Origin of the sequence: Halolamina sp., from assembly GCF_036626355.1 — an archaeon.
GTDB lineage: Archaea > Halobacteriota > Halobacteria > Halobacteriales > Haloferacaceae > Halolamina.
The window spans coordinates 16,912-36,146 of sequence record NZ_JAZKRY010000021.1; the positions used below are offsets into that span (position 1 = coordinate 16,912).

The 19,235-nt window shown below is 62.4% G+C and carries 15 protein-coding genes; 6 read left to right on the forward strand and 9 right to left on the reverse strand.

The genetic code is table 11. The features are described from left to right. Positions 1 to 9: 9 nt before the first annotated feature. Entirely contained in the window at positions 10 to 651 is a 642-nt protein-coding gene (locus V5A38_RS05165; RefSeq protein WP_332324675.1) for a nitrous oxide reductase accessory protein NosL, read from the reverse strand. A gap of 435 nt (positions 652 to 1,086) precedes the next feature. Between V5A38_RS05165 and V5A38_RS05170 the strand changes: the two genes are divergently transcribed. Continuing rightward, entirely contained in the window at positions 1,087 to 4,050 is a 2,964-nt protein-coding gene (locus V5A38_RS05170) for an FAD-linked oxidase C-terminal domain-containing protein (RefSeq protein WP_332324676.1), read from the forward strand. Positions 4,051 to 4,155: 105 nt separating this feature from the next. Here V5A38_RS05170 and V5A38_RS05175 read toward each other — a convergent pair whose 3' ends face one another. From V5A38_RS05175 to V5A38_RS05190, 4 genes are all read right to left on the reverse strand, one after another. Then, positions 4,156 to 5,766: a thiamine pyrophosphate-requiring protein gene (locus V5A38_RS05175; protein WP_332324677.1), complete on the reverse strand. Its 1,611-nt coding sequence runs from the start codon at positions 5,764 to 5,766 to the stop codon at positions 4,156 to 4,158. A gap of 522 nt (positions 5,767 to 6,288) precedes the next feature. Then, positions 6,289 to 7,500 (reverse strand): MFS transporter, encoded by a 1,212-nt coding sequence (locus tag V5A38_RS05180; RefSeq protein ID WP_332324678.1) that lies wholly within the window; start codon positions 7,498 to 7,500, stop codon positions 6,289 to 6,291. 105 nt (positions 7,501 to 7,605) lie between these two features. After that, positions 7,606 to 8,490, reverse strand: coding sequence for a hypothetical protein (locus V5A38_RS05185; protein ID WP_332324679.1), 885 nt, complete (start codon positions 8,488 to 8,490; stop codon positions 7,606 to 7,608). A gap of 81 nt (positions 8,491 to 8,571) precedes the next feature. Then, a complete protein-coding gene (locus V5A38_RS05190; protein ID WP_332324680.1) occupies positions 8,572 to 9,933 on the reverse strand; it encodes a dihydrolipoyl dehydrogenase in 1,362 nt (453 codons plus the stop codon). Between the two features lie 201 nt (positions 9,934 to 10,134). Here V5A38_RS05190 and V5A38_RS05195 point away from each other — a divergent pair, with 201 nt between their 5' ends. From V5A38_RS05195 to V5A38_RS05210, 4 genes are all read left to right on the forward strand, one after another. Next, positions 10,135 to 11,058 (forward strand): hypothetical protein, encoded by a 924-nt coding sequence (locus tag V5A38_RS05195; RefSeq protein ID WP_332324681.1) that lies wholly within the window; start codon positions 10,135 to 10,137, stop codon positions 11,056 to 11,058. 184 nt (positions 11,059 to 11,242) lie between these two features. Next, the gene (locus V5A38_RS05200) at positions 11,243 to 12,481 is read left to right on the forward strand and encodes an MFS transporter (RefSeq protein WP_332324682.1); all 1,239 of its coding nucleotides are present in this window, start codon (positions 11,243 to 11,245) and stop codon (positions 12,479 to 12,481) included. A 113-nt stretch (positions 12,482 to 12,594) separates the two neighbouring features. Continuing rightward, the gene (locus tag V5A38_RS05205) at positions 12,595 to 12,969 is read left to right on the forward strand and encodes a helix-turn-helix domain-containing protein (RefSeq protein WP_332324683.1); all 375 of its coding nucleotides are present in this window, start codon (positions 12,595 to 12,597) and stop codon (positions 12,967 to 12,969) included. 251 nt (positions 12,970 to 13,220) lie between these two features. Next, positions 13,221 to 14,312 carry a hypothetical protein gene (locus tag V5A38_RS05210; protein WP_332324684.1) on the forward strand — a complete coding sequence of 364 codons (1,092 nt, stop codon included), beginning with the start codon at positions 13,221 to 13,223 and terminating at the stop codon, positions 14,310 to 14,312. A gap of 126 nt (positions 14,313 to 14,438) precedes the next feature. On the opposite strand, the gene V5A38_RS05215 is transcribed toward V5A38_RS05210, so the two are convergent. Genes V5A38_RS05215 through V5A38_RS05225 form a run of 3 tightly spaced genes read right to left on the reverse strand, consistent with a single transcriptional unit; the run spans position 14,439 to position 16,258 of the window. After that, positions 14,439 to 14,927 carry a dihydrofolate reductase gene (locus V5A38_RS05215; protein ID WP_332324685.1) on the reverse strand — a complete coding sequence of 163 codons (489 nt, stop codon included), beginning with the start codon at positions 14,925 to 14,927 and terminating at the stop codon, positions 14,439 to 14,441. A gap of 30 nt (positions 14,928 to 14,957) precedes the next feature. Then, a complete protein-coding gene (locus tag V5A38_RS05220) occupies positions 14,958 to 15,659 on the reverse strand; it encodes an FMN-binding glutamate synthase family protein (protein WP_332324686.1) in 702 nt (233 codons plus the stop codon). A gap of 38 nt (positions 15,660 to 15,697) precedes the next feature. After that, complete coding sequence (locus V5A38_RS05225; protein ID WP_332324687.1) at positions 15,698 to 16,258, reverse strand: Rieske (2Fe-2S) protein; 561 nt, start codon at positions 16,256 to 16,258, stop codon at positions 15,698 to 15,700. A gap of 328 nt (positions 16,259 to 16,586) precedes the next feature. Here V5A38_RS05225 and V5A38_RS05230 point away from each other — a divergent pair, with 328 nt between their 5' ends. Further along, positions 16,587 to 16,991, forward strand: coding sequence for a hypothetical protein (locus V5A38_RS05230; RefSeq protein WP_332324688.1), 405 nt, complete (start codon positions 16,587 to 16,589; stop codon positions 16,989 to 16,991). A gap of 64 nt (positions 16,992 to 17,055) precedes the next feature. On the opposite strand, the gene V5A38_RS05235 is transcribed toward V5A38_RS05230, so the two are convergent. Continuing rightward, entirely contained in the window at positions 17,056 to 19,002 is a 1,947-nt protein-coding gene (locus V5A38_RS05235; RefSeq protein ID WP_332324689.1) for a thiamine pyrophosphate-binding protein, read from the reverse strand. Between the last annotated feature and the right edge of the window lie 233 nt (positions 19,003 to 19,235).

Below are 19,235 nucleotides of genomic sequence, written 5' to 3' on the forward strand. Positions count from 1 at the left end.
GGCCATCGCTTACTTTCCGAGCTGGGAAATCATCGTTGGGGTCACGTCTTCGAACGCGACGAGGTCGCCACCGTACTCCTGGCTGAATGCCTCTGCATCGGTCTCGTCGGAGAACGCAATCAGGTCCTTCCCCATCGTCCCGACGACCTCCGAGCCGACGACGAACGTGACTGATCGGGCGTCGACGAACGAGGCCCTGGCGACGTGGCGTGAGATGAGTTGCTGACCGTCGTCAGACCGAATTTCGTACTCCACCGACGAGTAATCGGTGACGTAGAACGCCTGGCGTGTCCACTCCTCCCGAGCAAAATCGAACTGGAACGCCTCCCAGGTACTGTCGAACCGTGCCGGGTTGGGATGGTCGTTCGGTTCGTTATCGGCGTAGAAAATTTCACTACTGGGACCGGGATGGTTCGGAATGACCATTCCACAGACATCGCAGCTGTCTTCTTCAGTGAGGGAGGTCGCTTCAGGCCGTTCGGTTTGGGTTGTGCCGTTGATGGACCCGGCACATCCTGCGAGAGCAGACGTCCCGAGTGTCACTGTCGCAGTTAGTACTGCTCGCCTATTCGGTCCGGGGGCCGCTCCCTCTGGACTGCGAGAGGGTTGGTGCTCCTCTTCATCGACGGACCCGCATAGGAAGCGTTCCATTCTGTTCCAGGAAACGCTATCGAAGCAGATATACTCGTGGTTGGCCTGTGCCAACTTCCAGGCGAAATATCCGGAGGGACCCCACTCGATGGTCTTCTCTGCGAAACTAATGCAGCAGTGTGGTGCTGTCGGATTACTCCGTTGTCGACCACGACCGGTGACTCACGACACGCTGAACGCAGAGGATGGCAAGGGTTACTGTGAACTCGATCTCCCGGACCGGTGTCTGTGATTGGGACTGCGTATTTGTGGTTTCTCACCGTCACCCAGTTACTGATTATCACTTTGTCAGGCTGTCCGTCACCCTGCGCCGACTTGGTGGAAACGACGACGGAAACGACATTATGCGTGAGTGAGCGACCCTTGCGGCTCCCTGTTAACACCCAACATTCATTGGTTTGCCATACTGCATACGCGTACCCGAACTCACTCCACATGGGATTTCAAAACAGCGCTGCTGATCCGTCCACCGACCCCAGGGCGAACTACGACTACCAGAGCGAGGCCGAACATGACTCGTCGCTCGTATCCGACCTCGAGGCGCTCGTCGACGGCGACGTACGCTTCGACGAGTACTCCAAGCAGATGTACGCGACAGACGCAAGCGCCTACGAAGTGACGCCCATCGGGGTCGTCTACCCGACCTCGACCGAAGATGTTGCGGCAGTGATGGGATACTGCGCGGACGAAGAAATCCCCGTCCTCCCCAGGGGTGGGGGCACGAGTCTCGCCGGCCAGTCGGTGAACAGGGCGATCGTCCTCGACTTCACGCGCGACATGACCGATGTCCTGGACGTCAAGCCGGAGGCTCGACGCGTCCGGGCTCGGACGGGAATCACCCTCGGGGAGCTCAATCGAACCCTCGAACCACACGACTTGAAGTTCGCGCCCGATCCGTCGACCGCTGACCGGAGCGCGCTGGGCGGCGCTATCGGCAACAACACGACCGGGGCGCACTCCCTGAAGTACGGAAAGACCGACGCTTACGTGGAAGAGGTCGAAGCGGTGTTGGCCGACGGGAGCGTCGAGACGTTCGGCGAAATCGCGGTCTCGGACCTTCGTGAGGGAGCCGATCTCGACGGAACCCGCCTCGAACGGATCTACGCGGAGGTCGTTCGGCTCATCGACGAGGAGTCGGCTGCCGTCGAGGATCGGTATTCGGATCTCAAACGGAACGTTTCGGGATACAACCTCGACGTGTTGATCGAGGAGGCAGCGCAGGGCTCCGTCAACCTCGCGCGTCTCCTGGTCGGTAGCGAGGGGACGCTTGCGATCGTTACCGAAGCGGAGGTACGCCTGGAACCGATTCCGGAGACGAAGGGCGTTGGACTGCTCACGTACCACGATCTGCTGGATGCGATGGAAGATGTCGGACAGATCCTCGAACACGACGCGGCGGCGGTCGAGGTGCTCGACGGGGTCCTCGTCGACCTCGCACGCGATCTCGATGAGTTTCGGGACGTGATCGGGATGCTACCCGACGAGACGGACTCGTTCCTGCTGGTCGAGTTCTACGCCGACACCGACGCCGAGGCCACAGCGCAGGTCGACCGACTCCTCGAAGAGAGAGTCGGCGACCTGGCGTTCGACGGGATGGCGGCGTACGACGCGGAGACCCAGGAGCAGTTCTGGAAGATGCGGAAGGCGTCGACGCCGATCCTGCTGTCGCGGACGGGGAATGAAAAACACATCGCGTTCATCGAGGATATCGCCATCCCGCCCGAACACCTTCCCGAGTACACCGCGGAGTTCAAGGAGATCTCCGAGAATCACGACACGTTCGGGAGCTTCTACGCCCACGCCGGCCCCGGCTGTATGCACGTCCGGCCGCTTATCAACACGAAAGCGGCCGAGGGGACCGAAACGATGGTGTCCATCGCCGACGCCGCCACAGATCTGGCAGTGAAGTTCGGCGGGAGCGTCTCCGGCGAGCATGGTGACGGCCGCGCACGGACCCAGTGGAACCGGAAGCTGTACGGCGACCACCTCTGGAACGTGTTTCGGGACCTGAAGACAGCCTTCGATCCCGACTGGCTGCTCAACCCCGGGAACGTCTGCGGAGATCACGATATGAGTGAGAATCTTCGGTTCGGCGAGAACTACGAGTTCGATGCCGGGTTCGACCCCGCCCTGGAGTGGGACAACGAGAACGGATTCCAGGGAATGGCCGAACTCTGTCACGGCTGTGGTGGCTGTCGCTCCAGTCAGGACGGGACCGGCGGGGTGATGTGTCCGACCTACCGGGCATCACAGGAAGAGATCGCCAGCACGCGCGGGAGAGCGAATCTCCTCAGGCAGGCGATGAGTGGTGAGTTATCTGACGACGAACAGGTCGATCCGGAGTTCATGCACGAGGTACTCGATCTCTGTATCGGGTGCAAAGGCTGTGCGATCGACTGTCCCAGCGAAGTGGACATGGCGAAGCTGAAAGTGGAAGTCGAACACGCCCACCACGAGAAACACGGCGCCGACATCCGGTCGCGACTGTTCGCCAACATCGACACACTCTCGAAACTGGGAACTGCAACGGCACCGCTGTCGAATCTCGGACCCACGATGCCGGGCGTGCGAGTCGTCATGGAGAAGCTCCTCGGGATCGCGCGCGAGCGCTCGCTCCCGACGTTCCATCGCGAGACGTTTCTGGACTGGTGGGCGGACCACGACGAGTCGGTCGTGAGTGAGTCTGGCGCGGACCGCCAGGTCGTGCTGGTTCCGGACGTCGTCACGAACTACACCAACCCGGCGGCGGGGAAGGCGGCGGTCAGAGTGCTCGAAGCCGCTGGCGTCGACGTCGAGGTCGCCGGGGCGATCACCGACAGCGGCCGTCCGGCGCACTCGAAGGGGCTGCTGGATGAGGCGCGGAAAACGGCCGAATCCAACGTCGAGATACTGGACCCATACGTCGAGGATGGCCGTGATATCGTCGTTGTCGAACCGTCCGACGCCGTCATGTTCCAATCGGACTACCTCGACCTGCTATCGTCCGGCGCCGCTGCCCGCGTAGCCGGGAACAGCTACGGCGTATTGGAGTACATCGATACCTATCGGCTCGACGAGTCACTGGACGTTGACGGGTCCACAGAGCGACTCACCTACCACGGCCACTGCCACCAGAAGGCGGTCAAGAAGGACCACCACGCGGTCGGTGTCCTCCGCCGGGCCGGCTTCCGGGTCGACCCACTGGACACCAGCTGCTGTGGGATGGCCGGGACGTTTGGCTACGAGGCGGAACATTACTCGATGAGCCAGGCGATCGGGTCGATGCTGTTCGACCGGATCGACGACAGCGACGGCGACGCCGTCGTCGCACCGGGCGCGTCGTGCCGGACACAGATCGGTGACGAGTACAGCGAGAAACCGGCTCACCCGATTGAACAAATCGCCGACGCGCTCGCGTGAACCCTCTCACGGTGATTCGAGAGCGCCCCAACAAGTTGCCCCCTCTCAGGGCTCTTTCACGAATCGCGACACAACGGGGCGGCTCCATGAAGCGCTGCCCGGCTGTCAGTCGAGATCGGGCCGGGAGAGTTCCGTCTCTTTGGCGGTGATGATCTCCAGCAGGGCCGGCGTTCCGGCTTCTGTCGTTTCGATGGCGCGTTCGAGCGCCGGTGCAACTTCTTCGGGATCCTCGACGCGCTCGCCGTCGCCGCCGAGCGCGTCGCCGACATCGGCGAAGTCGCCGCTGAAGGGCGTGTCGTACGACGCCATCGCGTAGTTGTTCAGGTGGATTGTGAGGATTGGGGCGTCCTCCCGGACCGCCGTCTCGAAGTCCATCCCGGTCATCCCGATTGCCCCATCGCCCATGATGTTGAGACAGAGCTTCTCGGGAAAGCGGAGCTTCGCGCCGATCGCGAGTCCGAGGCTGTAGCCGAGTTGCGTCGTTTTTCCCCAGCCGATGTAGGAGAGCGGTTCGTCCGTTTCGTAGAACGGCGCGAGGAAGTCCCGTGGGTTGCCGGCGTCGGCCGTGATGATGGTCTCTGCGGGGTCGACGACGTTCGTGATCTCGTGGATTACTCGGTACGGGTTGATCGGCGTCTCCTCGGCGGTCAGCTTCCCCTCCCACTCGTCGAGCCAGTCCGATTTCACCGTCGCGATCTCGTCGGCGACGTCGTCGAACCGGCCCCGGTCGTCGGCCACGTTGTCATCGACCGCGTCGACCAGCGCGTCGAGAACGAGCTGCGCGTCACCGACGAGCGACAGATCCGAGGCGACGTCCTTGTCGATATCGGTTGGGTCCAGCGTCGAGTGGATGACTGTCTTCCCCTCGGGAACGGTGATGCCATACGTAGTCTGCGTGAAGCTACAGCCGACACCGAAGAGCACGTCACATTCGTCGAAGAAGTGTGCCAGGGGCGCAGGTTCGCTCTTGCTTCCGGCGCCCAGCGAGAGTGGATGGCTCTCGGGGAACGCGCTCTTGCCGTTGAGGCTGGTGGCGACTGGCGCCTCGAGCGTTTCGGCGAGCGCTCGCAGTTCGTCCCACGCCCTGGCGTAGTGGACGCCCTGTCCGGCAAAAATAACTGGATTCTCCGCGTCGGCGAGGGCTGTGGCGATCTCCGGGATCGAACCGGGGTCCGGGCCGGCGCGGTTACTACTCGACGGACTGTACTCGAAGTTCTCTGGGGCGTCCTCCCAGAACACGTCCTTCGGGACCTCGACGACCGCCGGGCGACCGCGGCCGTTGCGCGCCGCGCTGAATGCCCGGCGGAGTGTCTCTCCAACCGCATCGGGATCAGTGAGCTGTTCGCAGCGTTTGCTTACGGGCTGGTAGTTCACCAGCGAGTTGAACTTCGGGTCGACGTCCGTCTTCGACCGGTCGTAACCCGCCGGGATCGCCACCAGCGGTGCGGATTCGCCATACGCCTGTGCGATGGCGCCGATGGCGTTCTCGGTCCCTGGGCCGTGCTGACAGGCGAAGGCGACGACCTCGTCGCCGGACGTGAGTCGACCGATCGCGTCGGCCATGTGGACTGCCGTCCGTTCCTGGCGGGTGATGATTGTGCGGATACCAACCTCCTCGGCAGCGCCGGTGTCAAAAAGCGGATTGCTCGGGAACCCGAACAGATACTCGACCCCTTCCTCTTTCAGTGCTTCTGCGATGGCTTCTGTTACGTTCATCGGTAATCATCTCGCGCGGATAAGGTGGGTTCCGGTCTGGGGTAAAATAAGAGTACGTGTGGGAGTGATTCCGCTACGGATTGCTCGCTGGTGAGTGACAGTTGTCGCTGTCCCGGTGAGTTCCCCGAGATTTGGGTAGGCTGTCGGGGAGTGCTCGGTACAGCGGGTGGAGGTCCAGCGAGTAAGCGAGCGAGATGGCTCACTCCATGGATTCTACGGGAGTCCAGCAGTCACACTGGATCCATCCATCTTCGCGTTGTTCGTCGTAGATCATGAGTTCCCCGTCACGGGTTTCGACGTTCGAGTATCGGTCGAGAGACACTGCATCTATGCCGATCGATGGGGACCGGCGGAATCTGTCTGGTGTATCGAGGGCCATTGGTTGTGCTCCGTGTGCTCGGGATTCGTTTCCCGTCCAAGAGGTAGTTACGTCTCGTAACTTGTAACTGTTCGTGAACCCCGGCGTTACCCGGTTACCAGGGAGCCACTACGCGACGGAGCTGAACTGAGAGCGCTCTGCGCTCATTTTCGGCCTCCTGCTAACTTCGATGCGACGGGAAGCGATTTGAGTCGGAGCATCGAGAGCGTGCCAACTGCGGGACCGATCGCCAGCGGCGCGAACGCCCACCGCCAGCCGACGATATCGACGATCACTGGGACCAGCTGAATGGAGAGCGTGGTGAGGAGGAACCCGATTGCCGTCTGGAGGGTCAGTGCGGTACCGACGTAGGACTCCTCGGCCAACTCCGAAACCGCCGCCGAGAACTGGGCTGAATCCGCAACGATAGCGAATCCCCAGATCAGGACGAATGGGACGAGGAGGAACAGCGACCGGCCGAAGAGAACCCCTGCCAGAAGACAGGAGAGACCGCTGAGCACCATACTCAGGCTGGTGATAGTCGTCCGTCCGAACCGGTCGGCAGCCACCCCCGCAACCACCGCTCCCGCCCCGCCGATCGCGATTGCGCCGAAAGCGAGCAACGAGGCGAGACCGGACGACTCGCCGCTCCCACCGTTTGCGGCCATACTCGCGATCAGAAACGCAGGTATCCACGTCCAAACCGCGTACAGCTCCCACATATGGCCGAAGTACCCACCGTTGGCCAGCATCGTTCCGCGGTCTCGCAGAATACGACCGATTGCGGACGGGTCGAACGGAGCCGCCGGTGATTGGTACGGCCCTGGGTTCACCATCAGTGCCAGCAGCCCGCCGATAGTTGCCAGTCCAGCGGCACCGTACAGGACGACCCTCGGCTCCCCAACGCCGCCGATTGCACGAAGGAGATGCGGCAGCGCCGATCCGACCGTGAGCGCGCCCACCAGGACGCCGATGGCGAACCCTCGTCCCTCCCTGAACCAGCCAGCCAGTATCTTCATTCCGGGTGGATAGACGCCTGCGAGTACGACCCCGGTCAGGAACCGCAACGCGATAGCCGGTTCCGCGGTGGTGACGACACCGGCAATCACGGCTGTGAAGGCTGCACCGGCGACGGCAGAACCGGCAAACAGGTATCGGGGACGGATTACGTCCGATAGCGTGAGTGCAGACGACACGAACGCCCCCACGACGAACCCGATCTGGACGGAAATAGTGAGCCAGGCCGTCTCGGTCGCTGTCAACCCCCACTCGGTGGCTAACTCCGGAGCGGCGGCAGTCGCACTGAACCAGAGTGACATCGCCAGCAACTCCGCGGCGGCGATCAGCAACAGCACTCGGCGTTTCTCGGAAAACATTCTCTACGGTCGCCCTGAAACGGGATACGTATAAAAACCATCAGTAACCGTTCGGTAAGGGGTCACACGCCGATGGGACGATAGCCTGATACTCCTCCCGTGTTGCTACGGCAGGAGTAGTGGCTGTCCTGTCGCGATACTGCCGACCGCGAGATAGAACGTCGTCCCGACCGCTGCGTTCGTCGCCACAACGAGGTCGGGGTCGCGCTGGGGCAGTGCGTGGCGCAGGAGGGGAACGTCGGTGAGCTCCGGTCGGGTCAGGAAGCGGTTCATCAGGACGCCGAACGTCCCCACGAGCAGCGGGCCCGTAGTGACGCTGTTGAGCAGTCGAAACAGCCTCGTGGTGGTGGAATCTGTGAGCGAAAACGTCGCGATGGGCCCGAGGACAATCGATGGGGCCGGGAGCACGTGTACTGCGCTGCCGTAGTTCGCATAGAGGAACAGGGCGCTCCCGAATACGATTGCCAGGAGTTTGACGGTCCCCGTTCGACGGGTCGGGAGGGGTCGGGGAACGACGAACACGCCCAGGACGAAGACGGCGTTCATGCCGAACCACGGGCCGAAGTTCTGTATCGCGAGGGGAAGGCCAGTCGCGAGGATCCCCATACTGATCCAATCGAGACTCAGCAGCCTCGTCTTTGGACACGCCCCGGCGAGGAGCTGCGCTCGGTGCACCGGGTGAAGCATGTGGAGGGTCGCTCTCGCGAGCAGGAACATCGGCAGAAGCAACAGATACGCGAACAGTCGCAGCTGGAGCCCTGCAGGCGTGGCGACCGCACCGATGGCGACGGCCGTCGAGAAATCGAGAACGCCGTTGACGAACCAGAACGTGAGCAGCGACGGAGCGAACAGACAGCCGTTCAGTATCGTCGCGAGGTGCCCCGCAGAGTACGAGAACTCCTGTGCGAACAGTTCAGCGAACGCTCCGCGGAGGGCAACCCCGGTATCGAGTACAGAACCGAGCCGTTCACGAGTGCTCCGGAGACTCATTCAGGTGTCAGTCGGTCGATTTTCCTGGTCCGAGCCCGGATCTGCGGGGACGCGACGGGCCCATCGCTCGGACCGCGTCGCTCACTCCGAGACATCACGGGCCGCCGATCCGACGATCTTGCTCAACGTGGGATGGGCGTGGATCGTCCCCGCGACCTCCTCGGCGGTGAGCCCGGTTCGCATCGCGAGGACAACCTCGTGAAGCAGTGTCGAGGCCTGCTCGCCGATTGCGTGCGCGCCGAGGATCTCGCCGTCAGGTGCGGCGAGCAGCTTCAGGAACCCATGTTCGAGTTTCTTCGCACGCCCCATCGCCGAGTCGCTGTACGCCGCCCGCCCGACCACGTACTCCGTCCCGGCCTCGATGAGGGCCTGCTCGGTCGCGCCGACGCCGGCAATCTGTGGCTCGGTGAAGATCGTGTGAGGCATCGCGGAGAGGTCGATCGGGGTCCGTTCCTCGTGGACGACGTTCGAAACGGTGTCGCGAGCCTCGTAGTCTCCCGAGTGTTTGAACAGCGCATTTCCCGCGATATCTCCCTGTGCCCAGACGTTCTCCGCGCTGGTCTCCAGGTACTCGTTCGTCTCGATGAAGCCGTTGTCGTCGACGGCGATGCCCGCGGCGTCGACGTCGAGTGTGTCACTATTCGGACGGCGGCCGAGGGCGACCAGCACCTCGCTTCCGGTAACGGTCAGTTCTTCTCCGGCCTCGGTTTCGGCGTGGACGGCATGCTCACCGTCGATTTTATCGACTGCTGTCACGCGGTATCCAGTGTGGATGTGGTGACGGTCGGCGGCGATCTCAGTAAACGTCCGGGCGACGTCATCGTCCTCGCGAGGGAGCAGCGAGTCCATCATCTCGACGATGGTCACGTCCGTCCCCACGGACTCGAAGACGTAGCCGAGTTCAACAGCGATGTAACCGCCACCCATGATGACGAGGCTCTCGGGTGGCTCCCGGAGAGACAGGGCATCCTGACTCGTGAGGAAGTCGACCTCGTCGAGTCCATCTATCGGCGGCACGATCGGCCGACTCCCGGCGGCGACGACGGTTTTCTCGGCCGTGACAGCCTGGCCGCCGAGTTCGACGGTCCGCTCGTCGAGGAATTTCGTTCGCTCGTCGAACAGCGTGAGGTGCTCGGTTTCACGATAGCGTGCCTCCATCTCCTCGGCGATCGCGCCGAGCAGCTCGTCCATCTCGTCGACAACGGCCGCGTGGTCGGTACTCGCTATCGTTGCGTCGACGTGGAACCGGTCGGCTTCTCGGACATGGTTGGCCGCATTCGCGGCCTGGATGAGCATCTTCGAGGGGTTACACCCGCGGTTGAGACAGGTCCCACCGAGGGGCCCGGGTTCGACAAGTGCCGTCTCCAGCCCCGCCTCCGCTGCGGCAGCAGCGACGTTGTTGCCTGTACCGCCACCGATTACGAGAACGTCGAACTCAGCCATACGTACCGTACCATTCAAAGCCATCATAAAGAACCTCTCGCGGGGGTTCGTCGCTGTTGCAATGCCGCCGCTCCGTTTGGATCCCGGTCACTGTCGGGTAACGGAGAGACACCGAATGAGACCGGGACCGGCTCTCTGTGTGGCTCTCTTACACAACAGGGACGTTTTGATATGCTCGTGGTTCCTCGTTCCGCCTGTACAGTGACGCTTCCGTCAACCAACGAGCGACTCAACACGATCCGCAGTCTGACGGATCTGGGCGCGCTCGCAGAGTGGTACGGGGTTGGGTCCCACCATGAGGCGTATTTCCGGGCGAAACGGGACTGGGAGATTGCCGTTGCAGCGCACCAGCGAGAGACACCGGCTCCGACGGGGTTACCCGGAAGCACCATCGTGATCGGCGGAACCGACTTTCACGTCCACGGCATCACACACGCTGGCACACAAGCGGAGCGGTCGTTCCTCCGCGATCACGTCGCGCAGTTTCTCGCCCGTGATGCAGCCGTCTACTGCGAGCAGGGTATCCGGCCGCTGTATTTCGATGGGTTCGACGATGTCTGTGAGATGGACGACTACAGGTGGGCGATGCAGGAGTGTGCATCGATGGATATCGATTCACATCTTGCGGAAGTTCCCGAAACGGGATTCGACGCCGTACTGGAGGACATCGCATCGGTTGCCGGCCAGTTCCGCGAGGCGACGTTCTCGCTCATCGAATCGGGAGGTTCGATATACGGCGACCAGTTCGAGCGAACGCTGGGTGACGTCGCCGCCGCGTTCACGACGGATCACGCAGACCTGGCAATCGGCGAGAGTTACACGGCGTTCTCCCTGAGTCGTGCTGCGAGCCGAAACCCGACGCAACTTGGTGCGCTCCAGCGGTATTACGATCGGACGTTCCTCCCCCAACCGCTCGAACGTGAGTGGCTTCGAGCGCACGATCCGGAACTCGAGATCGTCACACATGCACGGAACGGACGGATGGCCGATTACGCCGTCTACCACGCCGGCAACGCTGCGGAGGTCCATCTCATCGTCGGTGCAGCGCACCAGCCGGGTGTCAGGTACTATCTCGAACGCCACCAGAACGACCGCGAGCTCCCCGAGCCCTTCAAGTTGTTTTGATATCGAGTTCAGGGTATCGTCCGGGTCCGCGAGTGGGACGGGGTAAGCCGTCTCCATGCGCAACCAGCTCTTGCTGTACGCAGTTCGATCTTGCAGGTCAAAATACTCAGTCCACGCTGGGCTGATACCGGCCGAATTATCCGAAGTGGGAGGGGTTACCCGATGGGCCGTCACAGAACGTTGTATGCAACGCCGGTTTCAGTTTTATCCGCTCTATCTGACTCGGTTCGTCGGAAGTCTCGGGTTCATAACCCTACTGACGCTGCTTCCGACATACATCGAAACGCTCGGGGCGACGGGGGTCGTCGCTGGTCTATTCGTCACGGCTCTGGGAATCGGCAGAACGGTCGCGATCATTCCGGTCGGTTGGGCTGCGGACCGCTACGACAAGCGTTCGGTCTTGCTCATCTCGCTGATCTCCAGTGCGATCGCGTACTCCCTCTTTACGCTCGTCGAAACGTCGTTCGGCTTCATTTTAGCACGGACACTGCAGGGGTTAGGTGTCGTCGGGACCGGGATGGTGAGCCTGGCGTTGGTTGGTGAGACTGCGACCCCCGACGAACGAGCGAATCAGATCGGGAAGTACAACTCCTGGCGGATGGCTGCGGGGATTACCGGAACGTTGGGTGCCGGCGCGCTGTACGATTTCTATGGGTTCGACCCGATATTCGCAGCGTTGGTGGCACTGTTCGTCCTCGCTATCCTCACGATCTGGCTCCTCGTCGAGGCAGACGAGACGCGTATCGAGGGATTCGCGTTCTTCGATCTGGCGCTGAACGACCGGATCCTCACGATCACGAGTTTCCGGGCCCAGTACGCTGTTTCGGTGACACTCATCCGGAACTGGGTGCCGATCTTCGTTGGCCTCTCGGTCGCCAGAGGTGGGCTTGCCCTGAGTGCGACCGCCGTTGGTGCGGTTATCGCAGCGGAGAAGTTCACCAACATGCTCGGACAGCCACTGACGGGACGGCTTTCTGATACGTACGGTCGTGGGTTATTTGTCGCAGTCGGAGGCGCGAGCTACGGGGTTGTCGGGTTGCTCATTCCATTCGCCCCGGCGATAAGCCAACATCTCGATCTCTCCCCGACGGTGCCGTTCCTCGGAACAGTCCCTGCGGTGTTTTTTGTCCTGCTCGGGTTGAACGGGCTTCTCGGGGCAGCAGATAGCTTCCGGGAACCCGCGAGTATGGCGCTGTTTGCGGACGAGGGCAAAGGGAGCGGTATCGCGAGCAGCTTCGGCATCCGAGGACTCGTCTGGCGACCGGGCGCACTTCTTGCCCCGTTATTGGGCGGGTACCTCATGGACGGCATCGGAATGGAGTGGGTGTTCTTCGTTGGAGGAGCCGCAGCGCTGACCGGCGCGGCTACCTTTGTCGGCATCGTTACCGTGGAGTACGGGACCCAAGAACTTTTCAGGTGGTGAGAGAGTACCACCGGAGGCCGGATACACTCGTAAATATCTAACGGGGACGTGGCCTGGAATTACCAGTCGGAGCTACCTTAACTGGGCTGTGACCCGTCCGTTCTCGTAGGAGAGTGAGTTCCGAACACCACCCGACAACCGAGTGGAGGAGCGAGCGACAGCCCATCGAGACACCACTGTTTACCGATGCCGAGACGGCGCTACACAAAACGCGTGATATCGTCGGCCGCAAGTGGCATCCTGTGTTGCTGTATTATCTGCTTCAGGACGGACCGTTGGGATTCAACGAACTCAAAGAGCGTACTGACAGTATTTCCTCGAAGATGCTCTCGGAAAGCCTCTCGGACCTCGAAGACGCAGAACTGGTCACGCGGGAGTTGCTCAACGACCAACCCCTCCGCGTAGAGTATGCCATTTCGGAACAGGGTCAGGCACTCGGCCCGGTTATCGAGGAGATGATCAACTGGGGCATTCAGGAGGACAAGTGAACTACCCTCCTACGCGGTCCTCGTCGTTGTCGGCAGTCCAGGAAACAACTGGTAGCAGCCGAAAGAGCTGCCGACGGTAGAGAGGCGACTCCTGACCGAGAAGGGAAAGGTCGATCAGATCCCTGAACAGTACCGACTGTCACGGCACGTGCGGTATCTGTCTCTGCTGTACAGAATTCCGGGTAACTCGGCGGTAAGGGGTAACTATCAAGTATCCTATATTATTACGCATCTGGGGTTGTTACAGAGACATGGTATTAGTTACCATGTCAAAACTGCCAAGACGTTCAGTCCTTATCGGTGCCGGAACGGCCGGTTTGGCCGGTATCCTCGGGTCGACCCCGGCGGCCGCCAAAGCCCAACAAGTCGAGAAACACAAACGCGCGAACGAACAGTTCGCCGTCGAAACCACCCAATCAGCCGGGAACAGCGTCCACTGGATCCTCCCGGGGCCGAGACGGATCGACCCATATGTGTTCGGAACCCCGTCCGGCGGTCCAAGCACCCCGCAACGCGGCGACGACCATATCGCGCACAAGATATGGTACTTCGAGCAAAACCGGCCGGACGTCGTCGGGCTGTTGGCGGGCGACGACGATCACGATCCCCTGCCGCTCCCAGTAGGCTTGCCCGAGATGGCCAGGAAGACGAACGATGAAGGCGATCGATACACGAAGACGAAAATACCGGTTCCGTTCGGCGACAATGTGGCAGGGTCGGACGAGAAGCAGAAACTCGACGGAGCCTTAGACCTGACGTACATCGACAGGACGGGATTCGAAGGACAGGAAACTGGCGAGGACGAGATCGATCTCGACATCTGGTTTACTGACCCGGCCGGGAACGATTACGAACTCGACATCCACCACCTCGAACGTCACGACGGAGCACACCTCCACGGGCGGGGGGTGGTGACGGGCGCGTACATGCACGGGATAACCAGCATCGGCACCCCCCTCATGCCGACACAGTACGCCTTCGGCTCCCTCTGGGCCGTGGGTGACCTCCTGGTTAACGGCGAAGTAACCGCCGAGCAGAACAGGGATCGCACTATCCACCTGATGACCACCCAGACCGTCCGGACGGCGGACTACAACCTCGCCATCGACGAGGAACTCCCGCTGGGTGACGATGGAAACCCTGACCCGTACCTCGGCAGCCACTCCCAGACGCACGTATTTCTCCCGCCGATCAAAGAAACGGATGACGGCCCCAGACGCGTCCCCCTAAAGACTGCGTTCAAACCCCCGAATGGAAAGCCCCAGCCGTTTATCCACTTCATGTTCGACGAGGACGAGGTACGAATTGATCGGTCGGCCCATCCATCCAAAGGCCAGAAGTAGCCTGGGGTGGGCAGACGGGGCAATTTTCATCATATCTTCGAGATATCTTGCAGTGTTTGTCCCCAGTCGGATTCATCGCCACCGGTCACCTGAACGACCACACCGGCTCCGTTGCGCTACATCCAGCTACGCGGATGCCGACCGCCGAACCCACTCTTCGAGGGTGAACCCGTCGTACTCGGTGCGGGCGAGCAGAATCCACTCGTCCTCGTCCCAATTCGGGAAGTACGAGTCGCCTTCGTACTCACCCGGGACGCGGCTCAGCGCCATCCGGTCGACGACGGGCTGGAAGAGGTCGTAGATGCCCGCGCCGCCGATGACGTAGGCCCGATTCGCGTCGAGTGACTCGGCGACTTCGACCGCGTCGTCGACGCCGGCAGCGTGGTGTGCCGTCTCCGCATCGAACGCAGTGACCGACCGGCTCAGGACGATCTGGGCCGACCCGGGGAGGTTGTGCCGCATCGCGTCGAAGGTGACCCGGCCCATGATTACGGCCGAGTCAGCGATCCGTTCGCGGTACTGCTGTGTGTCCTCCGGGATGTTCGGCCACGGGATGTCCCCGTCCTTGCCGATAACCCCGTTCTCTGCCACTGCGGCGACTGAGATGAGTTCCATACAGGGTGGATACGTGTGGGTGGCAATTAGTTACCCCGTCCGACGCCCGCGTACTCGACGCGGGTCAGGTCGGCGATCTCCTTCTTCCAGGTCGTCAGGTCTCGGCGTTCGAACCCCGAGAGGCTGTCGTGGCCACAGGCACGCGCCATGACAGACATCAGTTCGACCGCCACGACCGTCCAGAATGAGGTAGTCCGCGCCCGCCTCGAGCGCGAAGTCGATGTCGTCCTCGACGTGCTGGGCGGAGAGTTTGAAGCCGATCGGGATGCCGCCGCCGACCTCACGGACGCGGTCGGCCATGTCCGCGAAATCCCCGGGCGTCCGCAGGTCGGAGAAGCGGGGCGGACTCACCGCATCGGTTCCCGGTTCGATGTCGCGAACTTCGGCGATACGCCCCTGAACCTTCTCGCCGGGCAGGTGCCCGCCGGTCCCTGTCTTCGCCCCCTGTCCGGCGTTGAAATGGAACGCTTGCACCTCCTCGACGAGCTCGATGTCCCAGCCGACCTCCCCTGTCGCGTACTCGTAGAAGTACCGGGAGTTCGCCTCCTGCTCTTCGGGGAGCATTCCCCCCTCACCGGAACAGACGCCCGTACCCGCCTGCTCGGCGCCCTGCGAGATGGCGATTTTTGCCTCCTCGCTGAGGGCACCGAAGCTCATGTCGCTGACGAACACCGGGATGTCCAGTGTCAGCGGGGTCCCGGCGTTCGGCCCGATAACCGGTTCCGTCTCCACGGGTGCGTCGTCGAGGGGCGTGCTGGCGAGTTGTGCAGTCAGTATCTGGAGGTCGTCCCAACTGGGGAGTTCGTTACGGGGAACGCCAATCGCCGAGATGCATCCATGGTCGCCGATCCCCTCGGGCCCCTTCTGGGCGAGTTCCTGGATATACTGGGTGTGGGGCTCCTTCTCCGGGTTCGGATCGCCGTAGAATCGGGGTTTCCGGCACTATCCGGGTCCTCGGGCTCCTCGTACGGTTGCGGGTTCTCCCCGGCCCACTCGGCGACTTCGGCGGCGTCGACGAACACGGCGTCGTCGTCCTTCTCGACCCAGGCGGTGAACTTCTCCAGCACTTCGGAGTTGTCGTACTCGCTGACGCCCGTGTCGTAGCGGTAGTCCCACCCGTGGACGCCACAGATGAGGTTCTGTCCCTCGGCGTAGCCGTCGCCCAGTAACACGCCGCGATGCAGGCAGCGGCCGTAGAGGACCGACACGTCCTCGTCGTCCCGGATAACGACCAGGTCGACCCCGTCGGCTCGCGCGTGTGCCGGTTCGCGGTCTTCGAGCTCGCTCCAGCTTGCAACGTGCTCCGGCGAGCGCGCATTGGAACGGGTCATCGATGCCACCGGCAAGTCGCCGGGTTCGGCCCGCGAGCCGAGCGGTTCGTGCGTGTTCGGGACGTTCTGCTGGTACGTCTGGTCGTCATGGGTTTCGCAACACGGCCGTCGAGGCTCGATAGACTCTCGAACGGGCGGTCACCGACAACAATCGCCACGCGCGGCTGCGGAGGGTGTCGATACATCGCCCTTCTACCGTTGCGTTGTCCCCTGGCTGCTTCGCTCACAGCGGAGCAATTCAGCCCGAATCATAGAACGTTCATGCGGCCGTGCAACCGGGTTCCACGGCCGATACACCCCTATTTATCAATAGCCCGAATAGCTGGGTATGGCAACGGATTACCCGGACCGCCAGCCAATCGGTCAAATCGAATCGACGATCAGTTCGATCAAGAAGATGCTCGTGGTCGGAGCCGTCTTCGCCCTCGTGGGCTACCTGCTCATCGGCATGGCGTTGTTCTTCGAGCTGACCTCGTTCCATCCGCTATTGGACAGCTTCTTCAGTTCCTTCCCCGAGACGAGTCTCGCCGGCGGAAGCGGTGGGACGAGAGGCGGGCAGGTTAATTCGGCGCTGGCCTCCATCCACAAGTGGCCCTCGACGCTGCTGTGGCTCAAACTCGGCGGTGTCGGGCATATCCTCGTGGGCATCTTCTTCGCGCTGGTCGCCATCGTCCGCGCGCTGAGCATCATGCCCCACCGACTCAGCTACGAGATGGAGCGCGCACAGGAGTGAGTTAGCTCAGAACTGTTGTGAGTATGCGGATGCAGACGGCCCGCGGAGCCGCCGTTCGACCGATTCAGACCGGCTCCGAGTCAGTGATGATCTCGACGAGGGCGGGCCCGTCGTGGTCGATGGCCGTCTCGAGCGCATCGTCGAGGTCGGCCTCGTCGTCGACGGAGACGCCGTGACCGCCGCAGTTCTCGGCGAACTCGGCGAAGTTCGGGTTCTGCAGGTCGGTCTGCCAGACGTCCCAGCCGCCCGTCCGCTGTTCCTTGCTGATCTTGCCGAGTTCGTCGTCGTTGAGCAGGACGTGCGTGATGTTCATGTCGTACTTGACGGCGGTCGTGAACTCGCTCATGTACTGGCCGAAGCCGCCGTCGCTGGAGACGGAGACGATCTTGCGTCCGGCGAATGGAGTGTCCGCTTCCTGCGTGGCTGCCCACGCGCCCAGCGCCGCCGGGAACGCGAAGCCGATCGAGCCGAGATAGCCTGACATGAGCACGGACTGGTGTTGGGGCTCGAAGTACCGGCCGAATGCGTAGGTGTTGTTACCGACGTCGACGGGAATGATTGCGTCGGCCGGAAGGAGACGGGTCATCGCATCGAAGGCCGTGGCGTAGTTGACCCCTCGTTCGGGCGTCTCTGCCCGCCGTGTCGCCTTCTCCTCGCGCCAGATCTCCCACCGCTGGGCGAGTTCCGCGCGCTGGCTCTCCGCCTCGACGCCGTCGATACGTTCGTGGAGTTCTTCGAGTGTGACGCCGATCTCACCCCAGACAGGTACGTCGATACTGTGGAACTTGCCGAGCGTCATCGCGTCGAAATCGACGTGAATCGTCGGTTTGTACTCCGCGATCCCCGTGTGGTTCGAGAAGCTCGCGCCGAACACGGCCAGCAGATCCGACTCGTTCATGAAGTGGCTCGCGATAGGCGTCCCGCTACGGCCGAGGACGCCGCCGGCGAGCGGGTGGGAGTCCGGCACCTGGCCTTTCGCCTTGAACGTGGTCAGTATCGGGCAGTCGAGTCGCTCCGCTAGCTCGACGATTTCGTCCATCTCGAACCGGGCGCCGTGGCCGACGACGATGACGGGTCGCTCCGCGGTTTCGAGCAGGTCCACCGCGTCGTCGAGTGCGTCCGCTGGTGGGCTGATGTCGCGTTCGGTGATGCGGCCTTCGGGGTCACCGGGGTCGACACCCTCAGCAGACTGGGTCTGGATTTCGTCCGGGAAGATGAGGTGCGAGACGCCGCGTTCGAGGATGGCCGTTTTCGCCGCTCTGGTCGCGAGCTCGGCGTGCTGGCTATCGGGCAGCACGGTGGCCTCGAATTCGGCCACCTCGCCGTACGCCGCTTCGAGGTCGACCTCCTGGAAGTTCCCCGTACCGAGGACCTGTGAGTCGACCTGCCCGGTGAGCGCGATGGTCGGCGACCGGTCGACGGTGGCGTCCCACAGCCCCGTGAGCATGTTCGTCGCACCGGGACCCGCAATCGAGAAGCAGGCGGCAGGACGACCGGTGAGTTTCCCGTAGGCCGATGCGGCGAACGCGCCGGCTCCCTCGTGGCGGACGCCGTAGTACGTGAGGTTCCCCTGCGTGGCTTCCCGCCGGAGCGCGTCAGCGAGACCGAGGTTCGAATGCCCGACGATGCCCCAGACCTGTCGAACGCCCCAGTTGGTCAGCGTCTCGGCGATCACGTCGGAGACCGTCCGCTCGTGAGGCGCTTCCTGTGGGAACCCGACGTAGATCCCGTCCTCACGCTCCTCGACTGGGAACGTCTCCACGCAGTCGTCGTGGGGGCCGGGCGTCTCGCCGGTTAGCGGGTCGAAGTCCCAGCCGTGCCACGGACACCGCAGGAGGCCCGTCTCGATAGCGCCCTCGCCGAGCGGGCCGCCCTGATGCGGGCAGTTGTTGTCGAGGGCCGCGTACTCGCCATCGTAATGGGTTACCGCGACGGTCGAATCGCCACAGCTGACCGGTTCGACCCGGCCTTCTGGCAGTTCCCCTGGCTCAAGTGCCTTGTACCACTCCATGGGTGCAGAACCACTGGTGGGTGTGTCCGACGCCATTCGTGCGGTACTGAAATCGGGCAACCCACCTAACCGTACGGTAACTACAGAGTTACCTACTGAGACCCAGACTCCGGAAAGCTCTGGAGAGAAATCCCTCCGGAGTATAGGGAACGATCAGTGCCGACTCGGCATCACCTATTCATACTGCCGGACAGAAGTCAGTACAGACTCGCTCACCAGTCTCTGGCTCTCAC